The organism is Pseudomonas sp. NPDC087612 (assembly GCF_044743505.1).
GTDB lineage: Bacteria > Pseudomonadota > Gammaproteobacteria > Pseudomonadales > Pseudomonadaceae > Aquipseudomonas.
On record NZ_JBIUWO010000005.1, the window covers coordinates 129,765 to 147,083 of the forward strand.

Annotated in this window: 23 protein-coding genes; 10 read left to right on the forward strand and 13 right to left on the reverse strand. The window is 61.6% G+C overall.

Going from position 1 to position 17,319, the window contains the following annotated elements; translation table 11 throughout:
• Positions 1–120: 120 nt before the first annotated feature.
• From hisC to ACIOVF_RS11840, 10 genes are all read right to left on the reverse strand, one after another.
• Positions 121–1,167: a histidinol-phosphate transaminase gene (gene hisC, locus ACIOVF_RS11795; RefSeq protein WP_045196367.1), complete on the reverse strand. Its 1,047-nt coding sequence runs from the start codon at positions 1,165–1,167 to the stop codon at positions 121–123.
• A gap of 2 nt (positions 1,168–1,169) precedes the next feature.
• On the reverse strand, positions 1,170–2,495 hold the full coding sequence (gene hisD, locus ACIOVF_RS11800) for a histidinol dehydrogenase (RefSeq protein ID WP_401289590.1): 1,326 nt from the start codon (positions 2,493–2,495) through the stop codon (positions 1,170–1,172).
• A gap of 135 nt (positions 2,496–2,630) precedes the next feature.
• Positions 2,631–3,266: an ATP phosphoribosyltransferase gene (gene hisG / locus ACIOVF_RS11805; protein WP_038996931.1), complete on the reverse strand. Its 636-nt coding sequence runs from the start codon at positions 3,264–3,266 to the stop codon at positions 2,631–2,633.
• A 107-nt stretch (positions 3,267–3,373) separates the two neighbouring features.
• Positions 3,374–4,639 (reverse strand): UDP-N-acetylglucosamine 1-carboxyvinyltransferase, encoded by a 1,266-nt coding sequence (murA, locus tag ACIOVF_RS11810; RefSeq protein ID WP_010223372.1) that lies wholly within the window; start codon positions 4,637–4,639, stop codon positions 3,374–3,376.
• Positions 4,640–4,662: 23 nt separating this feature from the next.
• Positions 4,663–4,902 carry a BolA family protein gene (locus tag ACIOVF_RS11815; RefSeq protein ID WP_010223373.1) on the reverse strand — a complete coding sequence of 80 codons (240 nt, stop codon included), beginning with the start codon at positions 4,900–4,902 and terminating at the stop codon, positions 4,663–4,665.
• Positions 4,903–5,017: 115 nt separating this feature from the next.
• Complete coding sequence (locus tag ACIOVF_RS11820; RefSeq protein WP_045196361.1) at positions 5,018–5,323, reverse strand: lipid asymmetry maintenance protein MlaB; 306 nt, start codon at positions 5,321–5,323, stop codon at positions 5,018–5,020.
• The gene (locus ACIOVF_RS11825; RefSeq protein ID WP_401289595.1) at positions 5,320–5,970 is read right to left on the reverse strand and encodes a phospholipid-binding protein MlaC; all 651 of its coding nucleotides are present in this window, start codon (positions 5,968–5,970) and stop codon (positions 5,320–5,322) included. Before ACIOVF_RS11825 ends, ACIOVF_RS11820 begins: the two co-directional genes overlap by 4 nt.
• Before the next feature lie 9 nt (positions 5,971–5,979).
• The gene (gene mlaD / locus ACIOVF_RS11830; protein ID WP_010223376.1) at positions 5,980–6,447 is read right to left on the reverse strand and encodes an outer membrane lipid asymmetry maintenance protein MlaD; all 468 of its coding nucleotides are present in this window, start codon (positions 6,445–6,447) and stop codon (positions 5,980–5,982) included.
• Positions 6,447–7,244 (reverse strand): lipid asymmetry maintenance ABC transporter permease subunit MlaE, encoded by a 798-nt coding sequence (gene mlaE / locus ACIOVF_RS11835; RefSeq protein ID WP_045196357.1) that lies wholly within the window; start codon positions 7,242–7,244, stop codon positions 6,447–6,449. Before mlaE ends, mlaD begins: the two co-directional genes overlap by 1 nt.
• Positions 7,244–8,053 carry an ATP-binding cassette domain-containing protein gene (locus ACIOVF_RS11840; protein WP_045196354.1) on the reverse strand — a complete coding sequence of 270 codons (810 nt, stop codon included), beginning with the start codon at positions 8,051–8,053 and terminating at the stop codon, positions 7,244–7,246. The genes mlaE and ACIOVF_RS11840 overlap by 1 nt, the downstream gene beginning before the upstream one ends.
• 244 nt (positions 8,054–8,297) lie before the next feature.
• Between ACIOVF_RS11840 and ACIOVF_RS11845 the strand changes: the two genes are divergently transcribed.
• The 10 genes from ACIOVF_RS11845 (at position 8,298) to ACIOVF_RS11890 (ending at position 15,308) form a co-directional block, all read left to right on the forward strand.
• Positions 8,298–9,272 (forward strand): KpsF/GutQ family sugar-phosphate isomerase, encoded by a 975-nt coding sequence (locus ACIOVF_RS11845; protein WP_045196353.1) that lies wholly within the window; start codon positions 8,298–8,300, stop codon positions 9,270–9,272.
• Positions 9,273–9,797, forward strand: a complete 525-nt coding sequence (locus ACIOVF_RS11850; RefSeq protein ID WP_045196351.1) for an HAD family hydrolase — start codon at positions 9,273–9,275, stop codon at positions 9,795–9,797.
• Positions 9,798–9,805: 8 nt separating this feature from the next.
• Positions 9,806–10,381, forward strand: a complete 576-nt coding sequence (lptC, locus tag ACIOVF_RS11855; RefSeq protein ID WP_045196349.1) for an LPS export ABC transporter periplasmic protein LptC — start codon at positions 9,806–9,808, stop codon at positions 10,379–10,381.
• Complete coding sequence (gene lptA / locus ACIOVF_RS11860) at positions 10,368–10,892, forward strand: lipopolysaccharide transport periplasmic protein LptA (protein ID WP_045196347.1); 525 nt, start codon at positions 10,368–10,370, stop codon at positions 10,890–10,892. The genes lptC and lptA overlap by 14 nt, the downstream gene beginning before the upstream one ends.
• Positions 10,893–11,618: an LPS export ABC transporter ATP-binding protein gene (gene lptB / locus ACIOVF_RS11865; protein ID WP_038996944.1), complete on the forward strand. Its 726-nt coding sequence runs from the start codon at positions 10,893–10,895 to the stop codon at positions 11,616–11,618. It begins immediately after the preceding gene.
• Between the two features lie 179 nt (positions 11,619–11,797).
• Positions 11,798–13,291, forward strand: a complete 1,494-nt coding sequence (locus ACIOVF_RS11870) for an RNA polymerase factor sigma-54 (protein ID WP_045196344.1) — start codon at positions 11,798–11,800, stop codon at positions 13,289–13,291.
• A gap of 81 nt (positions 13,292–13,372) precedes the next feature.
• Complete coding sequence (hpf, locus tag ACIOVF_RS11875) at positions 13,373–13,681, forward strand: ribosome hibernation-promoting factor, HPF/YfiA family (RefSeq protein WP_010223385.1); 309 nt, start codon at positions 13,373–13,375, stop codon at positions 13,679–13,681.
• A 12-nt stretch (positions 13,682–13,693) separates the two neighbouring features.
• Positions 13,694–14,158, forward strand: a complete 465-nt coding sequence (ptsN, locus tag ACIOVF_RS11880) for a PTS IIA-like nitrogen regulatory protein PtsN (protein WP_045196342.1) — start codon at positions 13,694–13,696, stop codon at positions 14,156–14,158.
• 2 nt (positions 14,159–14,160) lie between these two features.
• Positions 14,161–15,015 carry an RNase adapter RapZ gene (gene rapZ / locus ACIOVF_RS11885; RefSeq protein ID WP_045196339.1) on the forward strand — a complete coding sequence of 285 codons (855 nt, stop codon included), beginning with the start codon at positions 14,161–14,163 and terminating at the stop codon, positions 15,013–15,015.
• 20 nt (positions 15,016–15,035) lie between these two features.
• Positions 15,036–15,308 (forward strand): HPr family phosphocarrier protein, encoded by a 273-nt coding sequence (locus ACIOVF_RS11890; RefSeq protein WP_045196337.1) that lies wholly within the window; start codon positions 15,036–15,038, stop codon positions 15,306–15,308.
• Positions 15,309–15,322: 14 nt separating this feature from the next.
• Here the strand turns inward: ACIOVF_RS11890 and ACIOVF_RS11895 are convergent, their stop codons facing one another.
• Genes ACIOVF_RS11895 through ACIOVF_RS11905 form a run of 3 tightly spaced genes read right to left on the reverse strand, consistent with a single transcriptional unit; the run spans position 15,323 to position 17,302 of the window.
• Positions 15,323–16,216 carry a ZIP family metal transporter gene (locus ACIOVF_RS11895; protein WP_045196335.1) on the reverse strand — a complete coding sequence of 298 codons (894 nt, stop codon included), beginning with the start codon at positions 16,214–16,216 and terminating at the stop codon, positions 15,323–15,325.
• An 11-nt stretch (positions 16,217–16,227) separates the two neighbouring features.
• A complete protein-coding gene (locus tag ACIOVF_RS11900; RefSeq protein ID WP_045196333.1) occupies positions 16,228–16,839 on the reverse strand; it encodes a superoxide dismutase in 612 nt (203 codons plus the stop codon).
• A gap of 1 nt (position 16,840) precedes the next feature.
• A complete protein-coding gene (locus ACIOVF_RS11905) occupies positions 16,841–17,302 on the reverse strand; it encodes a hypothetical protein (RefSeq protein WP_045196331.1) in 462 nt (153 codons plus the stop codon).
• Between the last annotated feature and the right edge of the window lie 17 nt (positions 17,303–17,319).

Here is a 17,319-nt window from a genome sequence, read left to right on the forward strand (position 1 = left end):
TAATAAATAAATCCCCAAAAACCCCCCGGGCGGCCACCCGGCGCCCCCCCCCCCCCCCCCCCGCGGGGGCCCCCCCCCCCCCCCCGCCTCGACTTGCCCCGCGATAAGGACTGAGCAGTTTCAGTTCAGCGCATCAAGCAACGCCTGATTCTGCTCCGGGGTACCAATGGTGATGCGCAGGAACTGGGCGATCCGCGCCTGCTTGAAGTGACGCACGATCACCCCCTGCTCGCGCAGGCGCGCTGCCAGTTCGGCGGCATCCTGCTGCGGGTGCCGGGCAAAGATGAAGTTGGCTGCCGAGGGCAGTACTTCAAAGCCACGGGCAGTGAGTTCAGCTACCACCTTCTCGCGACTGTCGATCACCTTGCGGCAGGTTTCTTCAAAGTAGGCACGGTCCTCGAACGCCGCCGCCGCACCCACAATCGCCATACGGTCCAGTGGATAGGAGTTGAAGCTATTCTTGATCCGCTCCAGCGCCTCGATCAGGTCCGGATGGCCGACCGCCAGGCCTACCCGCAGGCCGGCCAGCGAACGCGACTTGGACAGGGTCTGGGTGACCAGCAGGTTGTCGTAGCGATCCACCAGTCTGATGGCGGTCTGGCCGCCAAAGTCGATGTAGGCTTCATCGACCACCACCACCGAGTCCGGGTTGGCCTCGAGCAGTTGCTCGATGGCCTCGAGGGCCAGCAGGCAACCGGTCGGCGCGTTGGGGTTGGGGAAGATGATCCCGCCGTTGGCCTTGCGGTAGTCAGCGACCCGAATCTGGAACTGCTCGTCCAGCGCCACTGCTTCAAACGGGATGCCGTACAGGCCGCAGTAGACCGGGTAGAAGCTGTAGCTGATGTCCGGGAACAGCAACGGCGCGTCGTGCTGGAACAGGCCATGGAAGATGTGCGCCAGCACTTCATCCGAACCGTTGCCGAGGAACACCTGGTTGCCCTGCACACCGTAGTAGTCCGCTACCGCCTGCTTTAGCAGGTCGCTGTTGGGGTCCGGGTACAGGCGCAGGTTGTCGTTGAGTTCGCCGCGCATGGCTTCCAGCGCCTTGGGCGACGGGCCGTAGGGGTTCTCGTTGGTGTTGAGCTTGACCAGCCTGGCCAGCTTTGGCTGCTCGCCCGGCACGTAAGGCACCAGGTCCTTGACGAAGGGGCTCCAGAATTTACTCATGTTCAGTTCCCCTTCTTGTCGGCAAGGATGCGGTATTCGGCGCTGCGGGCGTGGGCGGTCAGCGACTCGCCACGGGCCAGTACCGAGGCAGTGTGGCCGAGCTCGGAAGCGCCCTGCTCGGAGCAGAAGATGATCGACGAACGCTTCTGGAAGTCATACACCCCCAGCGGCGACGAGAAGCGCGCGGTGCCGGAAGTCGGCAGTACGTGGTTGGGGCCGGCGCAGTAATCGCCCAGGGCTTCGCTGGTGTGGCGGCCCATAAAGATCGCGCCGGCGTGGCGAATCTGCGGCAGCCAGGCCTGCGGGTCGGCGACCGACAGCTCCAGGTGCTCAGGGGCAATGCGGTTGGCAACGTCCATGGCCTGCTGCATGTCGCGCACCTGGATCAGCGCACCACGGCCGTTGATCGAGGTCTTGATGATCTCGGCGCGCTCCATGGTCGGCAGCAGCTTGTCGATGCTGGCTGCGACCTTGTCGAGGAATTCGGCGTCGGGGCTGACCAGAATCGCCTGGGCGTCTTCGTCGTGCTCGGCCTGGGAGAACAGGTCCATGGCGATCCAGTCCGGATCGGTCTGGCCGTCACAGACCACGAGAATCTCCGACGGGCCGGCAATCATGTCGATACCGACCTGACCGAACACATGGCGCTTGGCGGTGGCCACATAAATGTTGCCCGGGCCGACCACCTTGTCGACCTGCGGCACGCTTTCGGTGCCATAGGCCAGAGCGGCAACCGCCTGGGCGCCACCGATGGTGAAAACCCGGTCGACACCGGCGATGCAAGCGGCGGCCAGCACCAGCTCATTGACCTCGCCACGCGGGGTCGGCACCACCATGACCACTTCACCAACGCCGGCGACCTTGGCCGGAATCGCGTTCATCAGTACCGATGACGGGTACGACGCCTTGCCGCCCGGCACATACAGGCCGGCACGATCCAGCGGCGTGACCTTCTGGCCAAGCACAGTGCCGTCGGCTTCGGTGTAGCTCCAGGAGTCTTGCTTCTGTCGCTCGTGGTAGCTGCGCACGCGCTCGGCGGCTTTTTCCAGGGCTTCGCGCTGGGCCGGGGTGATGCGGGTCAGGGCCAGTTCCAGGCGCTCGTGACCGAGGATCAGGTCGTTGATCGAAGTCGCCTGCACGCCATCAAAGCGCTGGGTGAACTCCACCAGCGCCGCATCGCCACGCTCGCGCACGGCCTTGATGATGTCGAGTACGCGTTGGTTGACCGCGTCGTCAGAGACACTTTCCCAGCTCAGCAGATGATCCAGATGTCGGGCGAAATCCGGGTCAGCGGCATTGAGTCGGGCGATTGCAGTGGACGTGGTCATAGCGAGGGCCTCATAAATGGCGAATGCTCAGGCGCCCTAAGCTACCAGTCCATCCGCGCGGGCACCCGAGAAAATTGGCTATGACGCGGATAGACGGGCGCGACAGCGAAGGTCGCGCGCAGGAGGTAGAAAGTCTTAGCCGCGGTGTCGCGATTCGACAGCCTGGCGCAAGGTGTCGATCAGGCTCTGGATGCGGGCGTGCTGCATCTTCATCGAAGCCTTGTTGACCACCAGCCGGGAGCTGATGGTGGCAATCAGTTCCTGGGGTTCCAGGCCATTGGCACGCAGGGTGTTACCGGTGTCGACAACGTCGATGATCTTGTCGGCCAGGCCAATCAGCGGCGCCAGCTCCATCGAACCATACAGCTTGATGATATCGACCTGACGGCCTTGTTCGGCATAGTAGCGCTTGGCGACGTTGACGAATTTGGTGGCAATGCGCAGACGGCCCTTGGGCTCGGCAGCGCCGACTTTGCCGGCGGTCATCAGCTTGCACTGGGCAATCTGCAGGTCCAGCGGCTCGTACAGGCCCTGGCCACCGTACTCCATCAGCACGTCCTTGCCGGCCACGCCCAGGTCGGCGGCTCCATGCTCGACATAGGTCGGCACGTCGGTGGCGCGCACGATCAGCAGACGCACGTCTTCCTGAGTCGTCGGGATGATCAGCTTGCGGCTCTTGTCCGGGTTTTCGGTCGGCACAATACCGGCTTCCGCCAGCAGCGGCAGGGTATCGTCGAGAATCCGACCTTTGGATAGCGCGATGGTCAACATGGGAAACGTCGGTCCTTATGCGGCTACAGCCGGCCGGGCGCTAACAGGCCCGACCGCATTCAATTCGGTGCAGCAATTGGCTGGCGCGTCCCTGCGCCACTCACAGACTAGCCCGGCACGCGGCGGATCTTGGCGCCGAGCATCTGCAGTTTCTCTTCGATGCACTCATAACCACGGTCGATGTGGTAGATGCGGTCGATCAGGGTATCGCCTTCGGCAACCAGCGCCGACAGCACCAGGCTGGCCGAAGCCCGCAGGTCGGTGGCCATCACTGGAGCGCCTTTGAGGGTCTTGGTCCCGGTAACGATGGCAGTGTTGCCTTCGACCTGGATCAGGGCACCCATGCGGTGCATCTCGTAGACGTGCATGAAGCGGTTTTCGAAGATCGTCTCGATTACCGCGCCAGTGCCTTCGGCAATGGCGTTGAGCGAGATGAACTGCGCCTGCATGTCGGTCGGGAACGCCGGGTACGGAGCGGTACGCAGGTTGACGGCTTTCGGCCGCTTGCCATGCATGTCCAGCTCGATCCAGTCTTCACCAGTGGTAACTTCGGCGCCGGCTTCCTTGAGTTTTTCAAGGACGGCTTCGAGGATGGTCGGATCGGTGTCCTTGACCTTGACGCGGCCGCCGGTCACGGCAGCGGCAACCAGGTAGGTACCGGTCTCGATACGGTCAGGCATGACCCGGTAGGTCGCCGAACCCAGGCGCTCGACGCCATCGATGGTAATGGTGTCGGTACCAGCGCCCTGGACTTTCGCGCCCATGGCGTTGAGGAAGTTGGCAAGGTCGACCACTTCCGGCTCGCGCGCAGCGTTTTGCAGCACGCTGCGGCCTTTGGCCAGGGCTGCGGCCATCATGATGTTCTCGGTACCGGTCACGCTGACGGTATCGAAGAAGAAGTGCGCGCCACGCAGGCCGCCTTCAGGGGCCTTGGCCTTGATGTAGCCGCCTTCGACTTCGATCTTCGCGCCCATGGCCTCAAGGCCGCGGATGTGCAGGTCGACCGGACGCGAACCAATGGCGCAACCGCCAGGCAGGGCCACTTCGGCTTCGCCAAAACGGGCGACCATCGGGCCCAGTACCAGGATCGAGGCACGCATGGTTTTCACCAGCTCGTACGGCGCGACCAGGGTCTTGATGGTGCGTGGGTCGATTTCGACCGAGAGTTTCTCGTCGATCACCGGCTCAATGCCCATGCGGCCGAACAGCTCGATCATCGTGGTGATGTCGTGCAGGTGCGGCAGGTTGCCAACGGTGACCGGGCCATCGCAGAGCAAGGTGGCCGCCAGGATCGGCAGGGCAGCGTTCTTTGCCCCGGAAATGCGGATTTCGCCATCGAGGCGAACGCCGCCAGTAATAATCAGTTTGTCCATTAGAGTCTCGCCGCCAAGTTGGCTCAGGTGCGCTCAGCCCAGGCTGCGCTGCTGAAAAATTTCATGGTTACCGCATGGATGCTGCCATCGGTGATCCACGGGTTAAGGTGAGCATAGATCTGCTGCTGACGCTTGACCGGGCTCAGGGCCGCCAATTCGTCGCTGATCACGTTCAACTGGAAGTTGCAGCCTTCGCCTTCAACTTCGACCCGGGTTCCCGGCAACTTTTCTTCAAGGAAGTTCTTAACTTCTACGGCCTGCATGCTCAACCTCAATCGGCGCCCTTTGCGCGCGGGTCGGCCATCATACAAAAAAGCCCCTCGCCTGCGAACCCCGTAATCGGAGACTCTGACAGAGGGGCCAGTCACTGGCTGGCGGTCATTGACCGGCCAGCACCTCGTCAAGGTCATAAACCTCGGCAATTTCCCGCATGTCCTGGGGCATGGCGCGAACCTCGACGGCCTTGCCGGCCGCCTTGCCGTCGCGCATGAAGGCCAGCAGCAGGGACAGGCCGACGCTGCTGGACTTCTCCACCTGCGCGCAATCGAGCACCAGCCCGGGGGCCTTGCACGCCGCAATCAGGGCCTTGCCCTGCTTGCGCAAGGCCGGCCCGCTGCGGTAGTCGAGCACCCCGGCCAGGCTCAATACGCCTGGCTCGCTCATGGTCACGACACTGTCGCTCATTGCCCTGGCTTCTCGGCCGCTTGCTCGGTGCTTTCCTTGGCCTTGGCCACTTCGCCCGCCCAGCCGTCGATGGTCTTGTCCAGATCGTTGCCGTTGCGGTTCATGGCGTCGGCGAACTGGTCACGGAACAGCTTGCCGATGTTGATGCCGTTGACGATGACGTTACGCACCTTCCACTCGCCGTCGAGCCTGGTCAGGGTGTAGGACACCGGATAGACAGCACCGTTGTTGCCCTTGACGCTCATGTCGACGCTGGCACGGTCGTCGCCGTCCTTCTTCTCGTTGCCGACGGTAATGCCCTGGTTGTTGTACTCGAGCAGGGCGTTGCCGTAGAACTGCATCAGGCTGCGCTTGAAGTTTTCCTGGAAGCGCTGCATCTGCGCCGGGGTAGCCTTGCGCGAATACTTGACGGTCATGATGCTTTTCGAGATGCCATCGGCATCGACGACCGGCCCCAGGTTGGCATTGAGCGCATCGTAGAAGGCGCTCGGGTTGGCCTTGTATTGCTCCTTGTTGGCTTTCAGGTCAGCCAGCAACTGGGTGGTGGTCTTCTCGATCACCTGCTTGGGTGACAGAGCAGCTGCACTGGCCATCAGCGGCAGTGCTGCCAGCAACACCAGCAAGCCGCGTCGCAGGATAGAAATCATGGAAACTCCTTATTTAGCTTCTTTGCCAACGGTATTGAGCAGGAACTTGCCAATCAGGTCTTCCAGTACCAGCGCCGACTGGGTGTCGTGGATGGTTGCACCATCCTTGAGCACCGCATCTTCTCCGCCCACGCTGATACCGATGTATTTCTCGCCGAGCAGCCCTGCGGTGAGGATAGATGCAGTGGAATCGACAGGCAGGTTATCGACCCGTTTTTCCAGCTGCAGCGTCACCCGACCGGTGAAGGTGTCACGATCCAGATCGATGGCAGTGACCTTGCCGATGGTCACACCGGCCATGGTCACTTTAGCTCTGACCGTCAAACCGGCGATATTGTCGAAGTTGGCATAAAGTTTATACGTGTCGCTGCTCGGGCTCGCCGACAGGCCGCTGACGCGCAGGGCCAGCAGGATCAGCGCCAGGATCCCGGCCAGGAGGAACAGGCCGACACCGATTTCCAGGGTGCGGTTTTGCATCAGAAATCTCCAAACATCAAGGCGGTCAGAATAAAGTCCAGACCCAGGACTGCCAATGAGGCATAGACCACGGTCTTGGTGGTGGCACGACTGATCCCTTCTGAAGTGGGCTCGCAGTCATAACCCTGGAATACGGCAATCCAGGTCACGACGAAGGCAAACACCAGGCTTTTTATCACCCCGTTGAGCACATCGTCGGTAAAGGAAACACTGTTCTGCATGTTGGCCCAGAACGAGCCCTCGTAAACGCCCAGCCAGTCGACGGCAACCCACGAACCACCCCAGATACCGACCACGCTGAAGATCAAAGCCAGCAACGGCAGCGAGATGAAACCGGCCCATAGCCGCGGCGCGACGATGTACTTGAGCGGATCGACACCGATCATTTCCAGGCTGGACAGCTGCTCGGTGGACTTCATGTTGCCGATTTCGGCGGTCAGCGCCGAGCCTGCACGGCCGGCGAACAGCAGCGCGGTAACCACCGGGCCCAGTTCACGCAGCAGGGTCAGGGCGACCATCTGCCCCACCGCCTGCTCCGAACCGTACTTGGTGAGGATGCTGAAGCCCTGCAGGGCCAGGACCATGCCGATGAACACACCGGACACGACGATGATCGCCAGCGACAGCACGCCAACCGAATAGAGCTGGCGAACCAGCAACTGAAAGCCGCCGCCGGTGCCGCTGCGCCCGACCAGCGAATGCAGCAGGAACAGGAAGGAGCGGCCGAGAATGGCCAGCACGTCGATGGCCGATCGGCCAAAGCGACGAATACGTTCGAGTAAGGATTTTCTGCGCATCAACGCTTCCCCAGAAGATCGGCGCGGTAATCCGGCGCAGGAAAGTGAAAGGGCACCGGGCCATCCGGATCGCCTTTCATGAATTGACGAATGCGCGGGTTGTCGGAGCCCATCAGCTCTTGCGGCGTGCCCTGCCCCAATACCTGGCCGTCACCGACCACGTAGATGTAGTCGGCGATGCTGGCGGTTTCGGCCAGGTCGTGAGAAACCACGATGCTGGTGATGCCCAGGGCATCGTTGAGCAGGCGGATCAGCCGCACCAGCACGCCCATGGCAATCGGGTCCTGGCCGACGAACGGTTCATCGTACATGAGGATTTGCGGATCCAGGGCAATCGCCCGGGCCAGCGCCACACGACGTTTCATGCCGCCGGACAGCTCGTCGGGCATCAGCTCGATGGCGCCACGCAGGCCAACAGCCTGGAGTTTCATCAGGACAATGTCGCGAATCATCTCGTCAGACAGCTGGGTATGCACGCGCAACGGGAAGGCGACGTTCTCGAACACATCGAGATCGGTGAACAGCGCGCCACTCTGGAACAGCACGCCCATCTGCTTGCGGGCATCGAACAGGTCACTGCGCGACAGGGTCGGCAGGTTCTGCCCGGCCACCCAGACCTCGCCACTGGCCGGGCGCAGTTGTGCACCCATCAGCCGCAGCAGCGTGGTTTTGCCGCACCCGGAAGGCCCCATGATGCCGGTAACCTTGCCACGGGGAATGCGTATGTCGACATTATTGAAGATGCTGCGCGAACCGCGCTTGAAGGAAACGCCCTTCAATTCGACCGCGTAGGCGTTATCAACGCTCATCTAGACTCCTTGCGATGCAGCCTTCTCACTCAGACGCGCGCCCCCTTCGTGGAGGCACGCACGCACCAAGCGGGCCGAACAGCGGCGAACTATAGCACCGCTGATAGGGCCGCCCCAAGGCCGCCGAAGTGCTTGTTCAGCTATGGTTAAGCCAACCGGGCGAATGTATGACAATCACAAGGTGAGGCTTTCGCCCATTACCGCTATAATCGCCGCCTTTTCATCAGGCAATCCGATTTTCGACATGAGCCAATCCAGCGACCTGATCCAATCCGCGCAGCGCACCATCCGTTTCGAACTCGAGGCGGTTGAGGGCCTGCTGGCCCACATCGACGCCGATTTCGTCAAGGCATGCGAGCTGATCCTGGCCAGCAAGGGCCGGGTGGTGGTGGTCGGCATGGGCAAGTCGGGGCACATCGGCAACAAGATCGCCGCGACCCTGGCCAGCACCGGTACGCCGGCGTTTTTCGTTCACCCGGCCGAAGCCAGCCATGGCGACATGGGCATGATCACCCGCGACGACGTGATCCTGGCCCTGTCCAACTCGGGCTCCACCGCCGAGATCGTCACCCTGCTGCCGCTGATCAAGCGTCTGGGTATCCAGCTGATCAGCCTCACCGGCAACCCCGATTCGCCCCTGGCCAAGGCCGCCGAGGTCAACCTCGACGCCCGCGTTGCCCAGGAGGCCTGCCCGCTGAACCTGGCACCGACCTCCTCGACTACCGCCGCGCTGGTGCTGGGCGACGCCCTGTCCATCGCCCTGCTCGAGGCCCGCGGCTTTACCGCTGAAGATTTCGCCTTCTCGCACCCCGGCGGCGCCCTCGGCCGACGCCTGCTGCTGAAAGTCGAGAACGTCATGCACGCCGGCGACGAGCTGCCGCAGGTGCAACGCGGCACCCTGCTCAAGGACGCGCTGCTTGAAATGTCTCGCAAGGGCCTGGGCATGACCGTGGTGCTCGAAGCCGACGGACGGTTGGCCGGGATCTTCACCGACGGCGACCTGCGCCGCAGCCTCGATCGCAATATCGACGTGCACAAGACCCTCATCGAAGAAGTCATGACCGCCCACGGCAAGACCGCCCGCGCCGAGATGCTCGCCGCCGAAGCCCTGAAGATCATGGAAGACCACAAGATCAGCGCCCTGGTGGTGATCGACAAGGACGAGCGCCCGGTCGGCGCCCTGAACATGCACGACCTGTTGCGTGCGGGAGTGATGTAAATGACCCAGGACCTGCTCCAGCGCGGCAAGGCCATCAAACTGGCGGTTTTTGACGTAGACGGCGTGCTCACCGACGGTCGCCTGTACTTCCTCGAAGATGGCAGCGAATTCAAGACCTTCAACACCCTCGACGGCCAGGGCATCAAGATGCTCATGAACTCGGGCGTGACCACGGCGATCATCAGCGGTCGCAAGACCCCGGTGGTCGAGCGCCGGGCAAAGAACCTCGGCATTCCTCACCTGTACCAGGGCCGGGAAGATAAACTGGTGGTATTGGACGAGCTTCTTGGCCAGCTCAACCTAAGCTATGAACAGGTCGCCTATCTGGGCGACGACCTGCCTGACCTGCCGGTAATCCGCCGGGTCGGCCTGGGCATGGCGGTGGCCAATGCTGCCGCGTTCGTCCGCGAGCACGCCCACGGGGTAACCCTGGCACGTGGCGGCGAAGGTGCAGCCCGCGAATTTTGCGAACTGATCCTGCAAGCCCAGGGCAACCTCGACGCGGCCAACGCCCATTACCTGTAGAGCGACACATGTTCAGTAAGAAAATCCGCAACATTGCGCTGTTCAGTGTGATCGCCGCCCTGCTGGTGGCGGTCGGCTACTGGAACATCAGCCCCGAGAGCTTCCTCGACAACAAGCCGGTTGCCGGGCCGGACCAGAGCGCCATCGACTATTACGCGGTGAACGCCCACAGCGTGCAGTTTTTGCCTGATGGCAAGATGCAGTACGAGATGACCGCCGACAAGGTCGAGCACCTCAAGGCCAGCGAAGTCACCCTGCTGACCAAGCCCGACCTGCAGATGTACCGCGGCACCACTTATCCGTGGCACGTGCAGAGCGAGCGCGGCGAGGTCAACCCCGACGGCAGCGAAGTCGAACTGATCGATTCGGTAAGGGTCGCCCGCACCGACGAAAAGAACCGCACCATGATCATTACCAGCAGCCGCATGACGGTATTCCCGCAGAAGCAATATGCGCAAACCGAGCAAGCCGTTAGAATCGACGGCGCCGGTGGCGTCACTACGGGCAATGGAATGAAAGCGTATTTGAAAGACGGCAGGATGGACCTGCTGTCCAACGTAAGAGGACAGTATGAGGCTCGTTAAAACCCTCCCCTTTTTGCTCAGCCTGAGCGCAGCACTGGGAAGCGCGAGCGCCTGGGCCCTGCCGAACGACCGTGACCAGCCGATCCGCATCCAGGCCGACCACGCTCAACTGGACGACAAAAAAGGCATCGCCACCTACACCGGTGACGTGATCATCACCCAGGGTTCGATGATGATCAAAGGCAACACCGTGACCATCACCCGTACCGCCGGTGGCGACATCGACGTGGTGACCTCGGTGGGCAACCTGGCCTACTTCGAGCAGCAGCAGAGCGCCGCCAAGCCAGACAAGATGCAGGGCTACGGCAAGACCATCCAGTACAATGCGCCGCAAAACCGCATCGTCCTGATCGACCGCGCCAAGGTCATCAACGAAGGCAACACCACCGAGGGCGAGAAAATCGTCTACGACACGGTGAAACAGATCGCTACCGCCGGTCGCGGTGGCAAAGTCACCGAGTCGCGTCCGCGTATCGACATGGTGATCCAGCCGAAGAAGAAGGCCGAGTAAATGGCAACCCTCAAAGCCCAGCACCTGGCCAAGAGCTACAAGAGCCGGCAAGTGGTCCGCGACGTCAGCCTGTCGATCGACAGTGGCCAGATCGTCGGCCTGCTCGGCCCTAACGGCGCCGGCAAGACCACCTGCTTCTACATGATCGTCGGCCTGGTTCAGGCCGACCAGGGCCGCGTCCTGATCGACGACCTCGATGTCAGCCACCAACCCATGCACGGCCGCGCCCGCGCCGGTATCGGCTACCTGCCGCAGGAAGCCTCGATCTTTCGCAAGCTGTCGGTGGCCGACAACATCATGGCGATCCTCGAAACCCGCAAGGACCTGGACCGCGATGGCCGGCGCAAAGAGCTGGAAAGCCTGCTGCAGGAGTTCCACATCAGCCACATCCGCGACAACCTCGGCATGAGCCTCTCCGGTGGTGAACGCCGCCGCGTCGAGATTGCCCGCGCCCTGGCCACCGCGCCCAAGTTCATCCTGCTCGACGAACCCTTTGCCGGTGTCGACCCGATTTCGGTCGGCGACATCAAGCAGATCATCCACCACCTGAAGGCCAAGGGTATTGGCGTTCTGATCACCGACCACAACGTCCGTGAAACCCTGGATATCTGCGAAACCGCTTACATCGTCAACGATGGCCAACTGATCGCCGAAGGCGATGCAGAGACCATCCTGGCCAACGACCTGGTCAAAGAGGTTTACCTCGGCCATGAGTTCCGCCTGTAGGCTCAAGGTGTAAGGCGCTGCCGGAGCGCTCGTAAACAAGCCAGATAATGGCTTAATTGTTACGGCGCTCTAGGCAAACGCTGCAATTTCAGGCATATAATTTGCTTAAAGTTGGCGCTTCGGTGCCCTTGTAGTGGATGGCGCATGTGCGCCGGCAAATAAGGTGTTAAGCCCCTGCCATGAAACCATCGCTCGTCCTAAGAATGGGCCAGCAACTGACGATGACCCCGCAGTTGCAACAGGCCATACGTCTGCTCCAGCTTTCTACCCTGGACCTCCAGCAGGAAATCCAGGAAGCGCTGGAATCAAACCCGATGCTCGAGCGCCAGGAAGAAGGCGACGACTTCGACAACAGCGACCCGATGGCCGACAACGCCGAGAGCAAACCCGTCGCCGACGTTCAGGAAACCAGCTTCCAGGAGACCGCCCCAACGGTGGACAACCTCGAAGAGGGCGAGTGGAACGAGCGCATCCCCAACGAGTTGCCGGTCGACACCGCCTGGGAAGACATCTACCAGACCAGCGCCAGCAGCCTGCCCAGCAACGACGATGACGAGTGGGACTTCACCACCCGCACTTCGGCTGGCGAAAGCTTGCAGAGCCACCTGCTCTGGCAGCTCAACCTGGCACCGATGTCCGACACCGACCGGCTGATCGCCGTGACCCTGATCGACTGCATCAACAACCAGGGTTATCTCGACGAAACCCTGGAAGAAGTCTGCGAATCCTTCGACCCCGAGCTCGACATCGAGCTGGATGAAGTCGAAGCCGTGCTGCACCGTATCCAGCAATTCGAACCCGCCGGCATCGGCGCGCGCAACCTCAGCGAGTGCCTGTTGCTGCAACTGCGCCAGCTGCCGCCGCGTACCCCGTGGATGGCCGAAGCCCAGCGCCTGGTCAGCGACTACATCGACCTGCTCGGCGGCCGCGACTACAGCCAGCTGATGCGCCGCATGAAGCTCAAGGAAGACGAGCTGCGCCAGGTCATCGAACTGGTACAGAGCCTCAACCCGCGCCCGGGCTCGCAAATCGAGTCCAGCGAAGCCGAATACGTGGTGCCCGACGTGATCGTGCGCAAGGACAACGAGCGCTGGCTGGTCGAACTCAACCAGGAAGCGGTCCCGCGCCTGCGGGTCAACCCGCAGTACGCCGGTTTCGTCCGTCGCGCCGACACCAGCGCCGACAACACCTTCATGCGCAACCAGTTGCAGGAGGCGCGCTGGTTCATCAAGAGCCTGCAAAGCCGCAACGAAACCCTGATGAAGGTCGCCACCCAGATCGTCGAGCACCAGCGCGGCTTCCTCGATCACGGTGACGAGGCGATGAAGCCGCTGGTGCTGCACGACATCGCCGAAGCGGTGGGCATGCACGAGTCGACCATTTCCCGGGTGACCACGCAGAAATACATGCACACGCCGCGCGGAATTTACGAGCTGAAGTACTTTTTCTCCAGCCACGTCAGCACCTCCGAAGGCGGCGAATGCTCGTCCACAGCGATCCGCGCAATCATCAAGAAACTGGTTGCAGCGGAAAATCAGAAAAAGCCATTGAGTGACAGCAAGATCGCTGGTTTACTGGAGGCACAAGGCATCCAGGTAGCACGTCGCACCGTCGCCAAGTACCGCGAGTCCCTCGGCATCGCACCGTCGAGCGAGCGCAAGCGATTGATGTAACGGCTCCTGAGGTGTGCCACCGCAGTTCAGTGGCAGGCGCAATACCTGCCTCTTATGCACCGGCAACAAAGGAGAAGCTGTATGCAAGTCAATATCAGTGGACAGCATGTAGAAGTTACTCAGCCCCTGCGTGAGTACGTCGAGCAGAAATTGAAACGACTGGAGGGGCATTTCGACAAGATTACCAATGTGACGGTAATCATGAAGGTCGAAAAGCTGCAGCAGAAGATTGAAGCGACGCTGTTCATTCCCGGCGGCGAAGTGGTTGCAAATGCCGAACACCAAGACATGTATGCAGCGATCGACGCCTTGACCGACAAGCTCGACCGCCAACTGAAAAAACACAAGGAAAAACAGCAAAGCCTGCTGCAAGGTGCAGCGGCCCGCTGATCCCCCTCATCCATGATCCGACTTGAAACCATCCTGACCCCCGGCCGTTCCCTTGTGAACGTGCCGGGCGGCAGTAAAAAGCGTGCGCTCGAACAGATCGCCAATCTGATCGGCAGAGAAGTGCCCGAGCTGGACACCCAGATCGTGTACGAAGCCTTGATCGCCCGGGAGAAACTGGGCTCCACCGGCTTCGGCAACGGCATTGCCATTCCCCACTGCCGCCTCAAGGGCTGTGAGTCGCCGGTCAGCGCGCTGTTGCACCTTGACGCCCCTATCGATTTCGACGCCATCGATGGCGCCCCGGTCGACCTGCTGTTCGTACTGCTGGTCCCGGAAGCGGCTACCGATGCGCACCTGGAGCTGCTGCGCCAGATCGCCAGCATGCTCGATAGCAAGGACGTACGCGAAAAACTGCGTGCGGCCACCAGTAACGAAGCCTTGTACCAGGTCGTACTGGACGTACAGAACGGGCATTGAACATGCGCTTGATCATCGTTAGCGGCCGGTCTGGCTCCGGCAAGAGTACCGCCCTCGATGTACTTGAGGACAACGGCTACTACTGCATCGACAACCTGCCTGCTGGCTTGCTGCCGCAACTGGCCGAAAGCGCCCTGATCAACACGGAATTGATGCAGCCCAAGGTGGCCGTTTCGATTGACGCGCGCAACTTGCCCAGCCACTTGTCGCGCTTTCCCGAGCTGCTTGAGGACGCCCGTAGCCGGCACATCCAGTGTGATGTGCTGTACCTGGATGCCGATGAAGAAACATTGCTCAAGCGCTTCTCGGAAACCCGCCGCCGCCACCCGCTGACCAACAACGAACGCTCGCTGGCCGAAGCGATCGAAGTCGAAAGCGAGCTGCTCGGGCCGATTGCCGACCTCGCCGACCTGAAGATCGATACCACCAACCTGAACCTGTATCAGTTGCGTGACTCGATCAAATTGCGCCTGCTCAACCAGCCGGAGCCCGGTACGGCCTTCCTGGTCGAATCCTTCGGTTTCAAACGCGGCATGCCGGTCGATGCCGACCTGGTGTTCGATGTGCGCTGCCTGCCCAACCCTTACTGGAAGCCGGAACTGCGCGACCATTCGGGCCTGGAGCAACCGGTGATCGATTACCTGGCTGCGCAGCCGGATGTCGAGGACATGTTCCAGGACATCTCCAGCTACCTGCTCAAGTGGTTACCGCGCTTTGCCGCCAGCAACCGTGCCTATGTCACCATTGCCATTGGCTGCACGGGTGGCCACCACCGTTCGGTGTACCTGACCGAGCGTCTGGGCCAGTTACTGCAACAATCGTTAAAGAATGTCCAGGTTCGCCACCGCGACCTCTAGCCCACAGGACCAGCGCCTCGATGCCCGCAAAAGAAATCACCATCATCAACAAGCTGGGGCTGCACGCCCGGGCAGCGGCAAAGTTCGTTGGCGTTGCGGGCAAGTTTCCCTGCCAGGTTCGCGTTGGGCGTAATCCGCAATCCCTGGTTGATGGCAAGAGCATCATGGCGGTCATGATGCTGGCGGCCGGCAAGGGCACCGCCATTCATCTGCACACCGAGGGCGAGCAGGACGATGATGCACTCAACGCCCTGATCGAACTGATCAACAATTACTTCGACGAGGGCGAGTAACCGCCCCCGTTTTCTCACGAAAGCGCCGTATCCATCACCATCATCAGGCAGAAGCCGATGCACAGGCCCAGGCTGGCTAGCCGGTGATGGCCATTGCTGCGCGACTCGGGAATGATTTCCTGGGTCACGACCAGCAACATCGCCCCGGCAGCACACGCCAAGCCCAGTGGCAGCAACAACTCTGCCACGGTCACCAGCCAGGCACACACCACCGCTGCCAGCGGCTCGACCAGACCAGAAGCCGCACCAATCAGAAACGCCTTGAAGCGGGCCATCCCCGCCCCTGCCAACACCAGGGCAATCACCAGGCCTTCCGGCACATCCTGCAGGGCAATGCCCATGGCAAGGCTGTCGGCATCGGGCATGCCACCACCGGCAGACACGCCAATGGCCATGCCTTCGGGGATGTTATGGGCAATGATGGCAATGACGAACACCCAGATCCGCGCGGCGATAACCGGTTGCTGCGGCGTGCCGACCAGGGCCTCGGGCGATGCACCGGACACCTTGAGGTCGACCAGGTACAGGCAGAAGGCCCCGAACAGCAAGCCGAAGCTGACCAAACCACCGGCGCCCCATTTACCCAGGCCAATGGCCTGGGCGGCATCCAGCCCGGGAATGATCAGCGAAAAGGCCGTGGCCGCCAGCATCACCCCGGCACCAAAGCCCAGCAAGGTATCGGCCAACGCCACTGGCATGTTGCGGATCACCAGCACCGGCACCGCGCCCAAGGCCGTACCCAGGGCGCACAGCGCACCGCCTTCGAGCGCCCGTAACATGCGCGGTTCCAGGTCCAGCCAGGCGATACCCTGGGCCACCAGCAGGGCGAAGCCGACCAGCAGCAACAGGGTACCGAGCGCCAGGCGAAACAGCCGCACGCCGGCAATCGACATCACATCCGAACGCATTGCGCTGCGACTCACACAAGCGCAGCTGCGTAACGACGCTCTACCTCGGACCAGTCGATCACGTTGTAGAAGGCGTTGATGTATTCCGGACGACGGTTCTGGTACAGCAGGTAGTAAGCATGCTCCCAGACGTCCAGGCCGAGGATTGGCGTATTGCCGTTCATCAGCGGGCTGTCCTGATTACCACTGCTTTCAACCACCAGGGTCTTGGCCGGGGTCACGCTCAGCCAGGCCCAACCGCTGCCAAAGCGAGTCAGCGCAGCCTTGGTGAAGGCGTCCTTGAACGCCTCGAAGCCACCCAATTGCTCATCAATGGCCTTGGCCACAGCGCCTTGTGGCAGGCCGCCGCCCTGGGGCGACATCACGGTCCAGAACAGCGAATGGTTGGCGTGACCGCCGCCCTGGTTGATTACCGCGTTGTGCAATTTTTCCGGCAGTTGCTTGACGCTGGCCACCAGTTTTTCCACCGGCCACTCGGCATACTCGCTGCCTTCGACCGCCGCGTTGAGGTTGTTGATGTAAGTCTGGTGGTGCTTGCTGTGGTGAATCTGCATGGTCTGGGTATCGATGTGCGGTTCCAGCGCATCGTAGGCGTAAGGCAATGCAGGCAAGGTATAAGGCATATCACTGGATTCCATATTGTAGGACTGAAGGCGCGGCGCTTTCCTGGCCGGCATGCAGGGCCGGCTGCGGCTCGTGCCGGTAGAGCAGACGTTCGGTACGGGGGTACTGGCCGTACTCGCTGATAAAGCTCAGCAACTCGGTGTAGGTCTTGCTGCTGTGGCGCAACGCAGCTTCGCGCAGCATTGGCGCCATGCGCGGGTCCTGGGCGGTCTGCAACAACCGCTGGTGAATGGCGCACAGGTACTCGGCGCTTTCCTGCGGCTGATTCAGCCGCAGGTGCAGGTCAGCCAGGTTGTGGTGGGCGATGACGCACACGGCCACCGCTTCGTCGGCGTCATGCCAGCGTTCAAACAACACCTGGGCAAGCGCCAGGGCTTGCAGATACAACTCGCGGGCATCGACCAACTCGCCCTGTTCGAACAGGCGGTTGGCAATTTCGGTGGTGCGTTTCCAGTGCTGCATGACAAACCTCCAGAGCG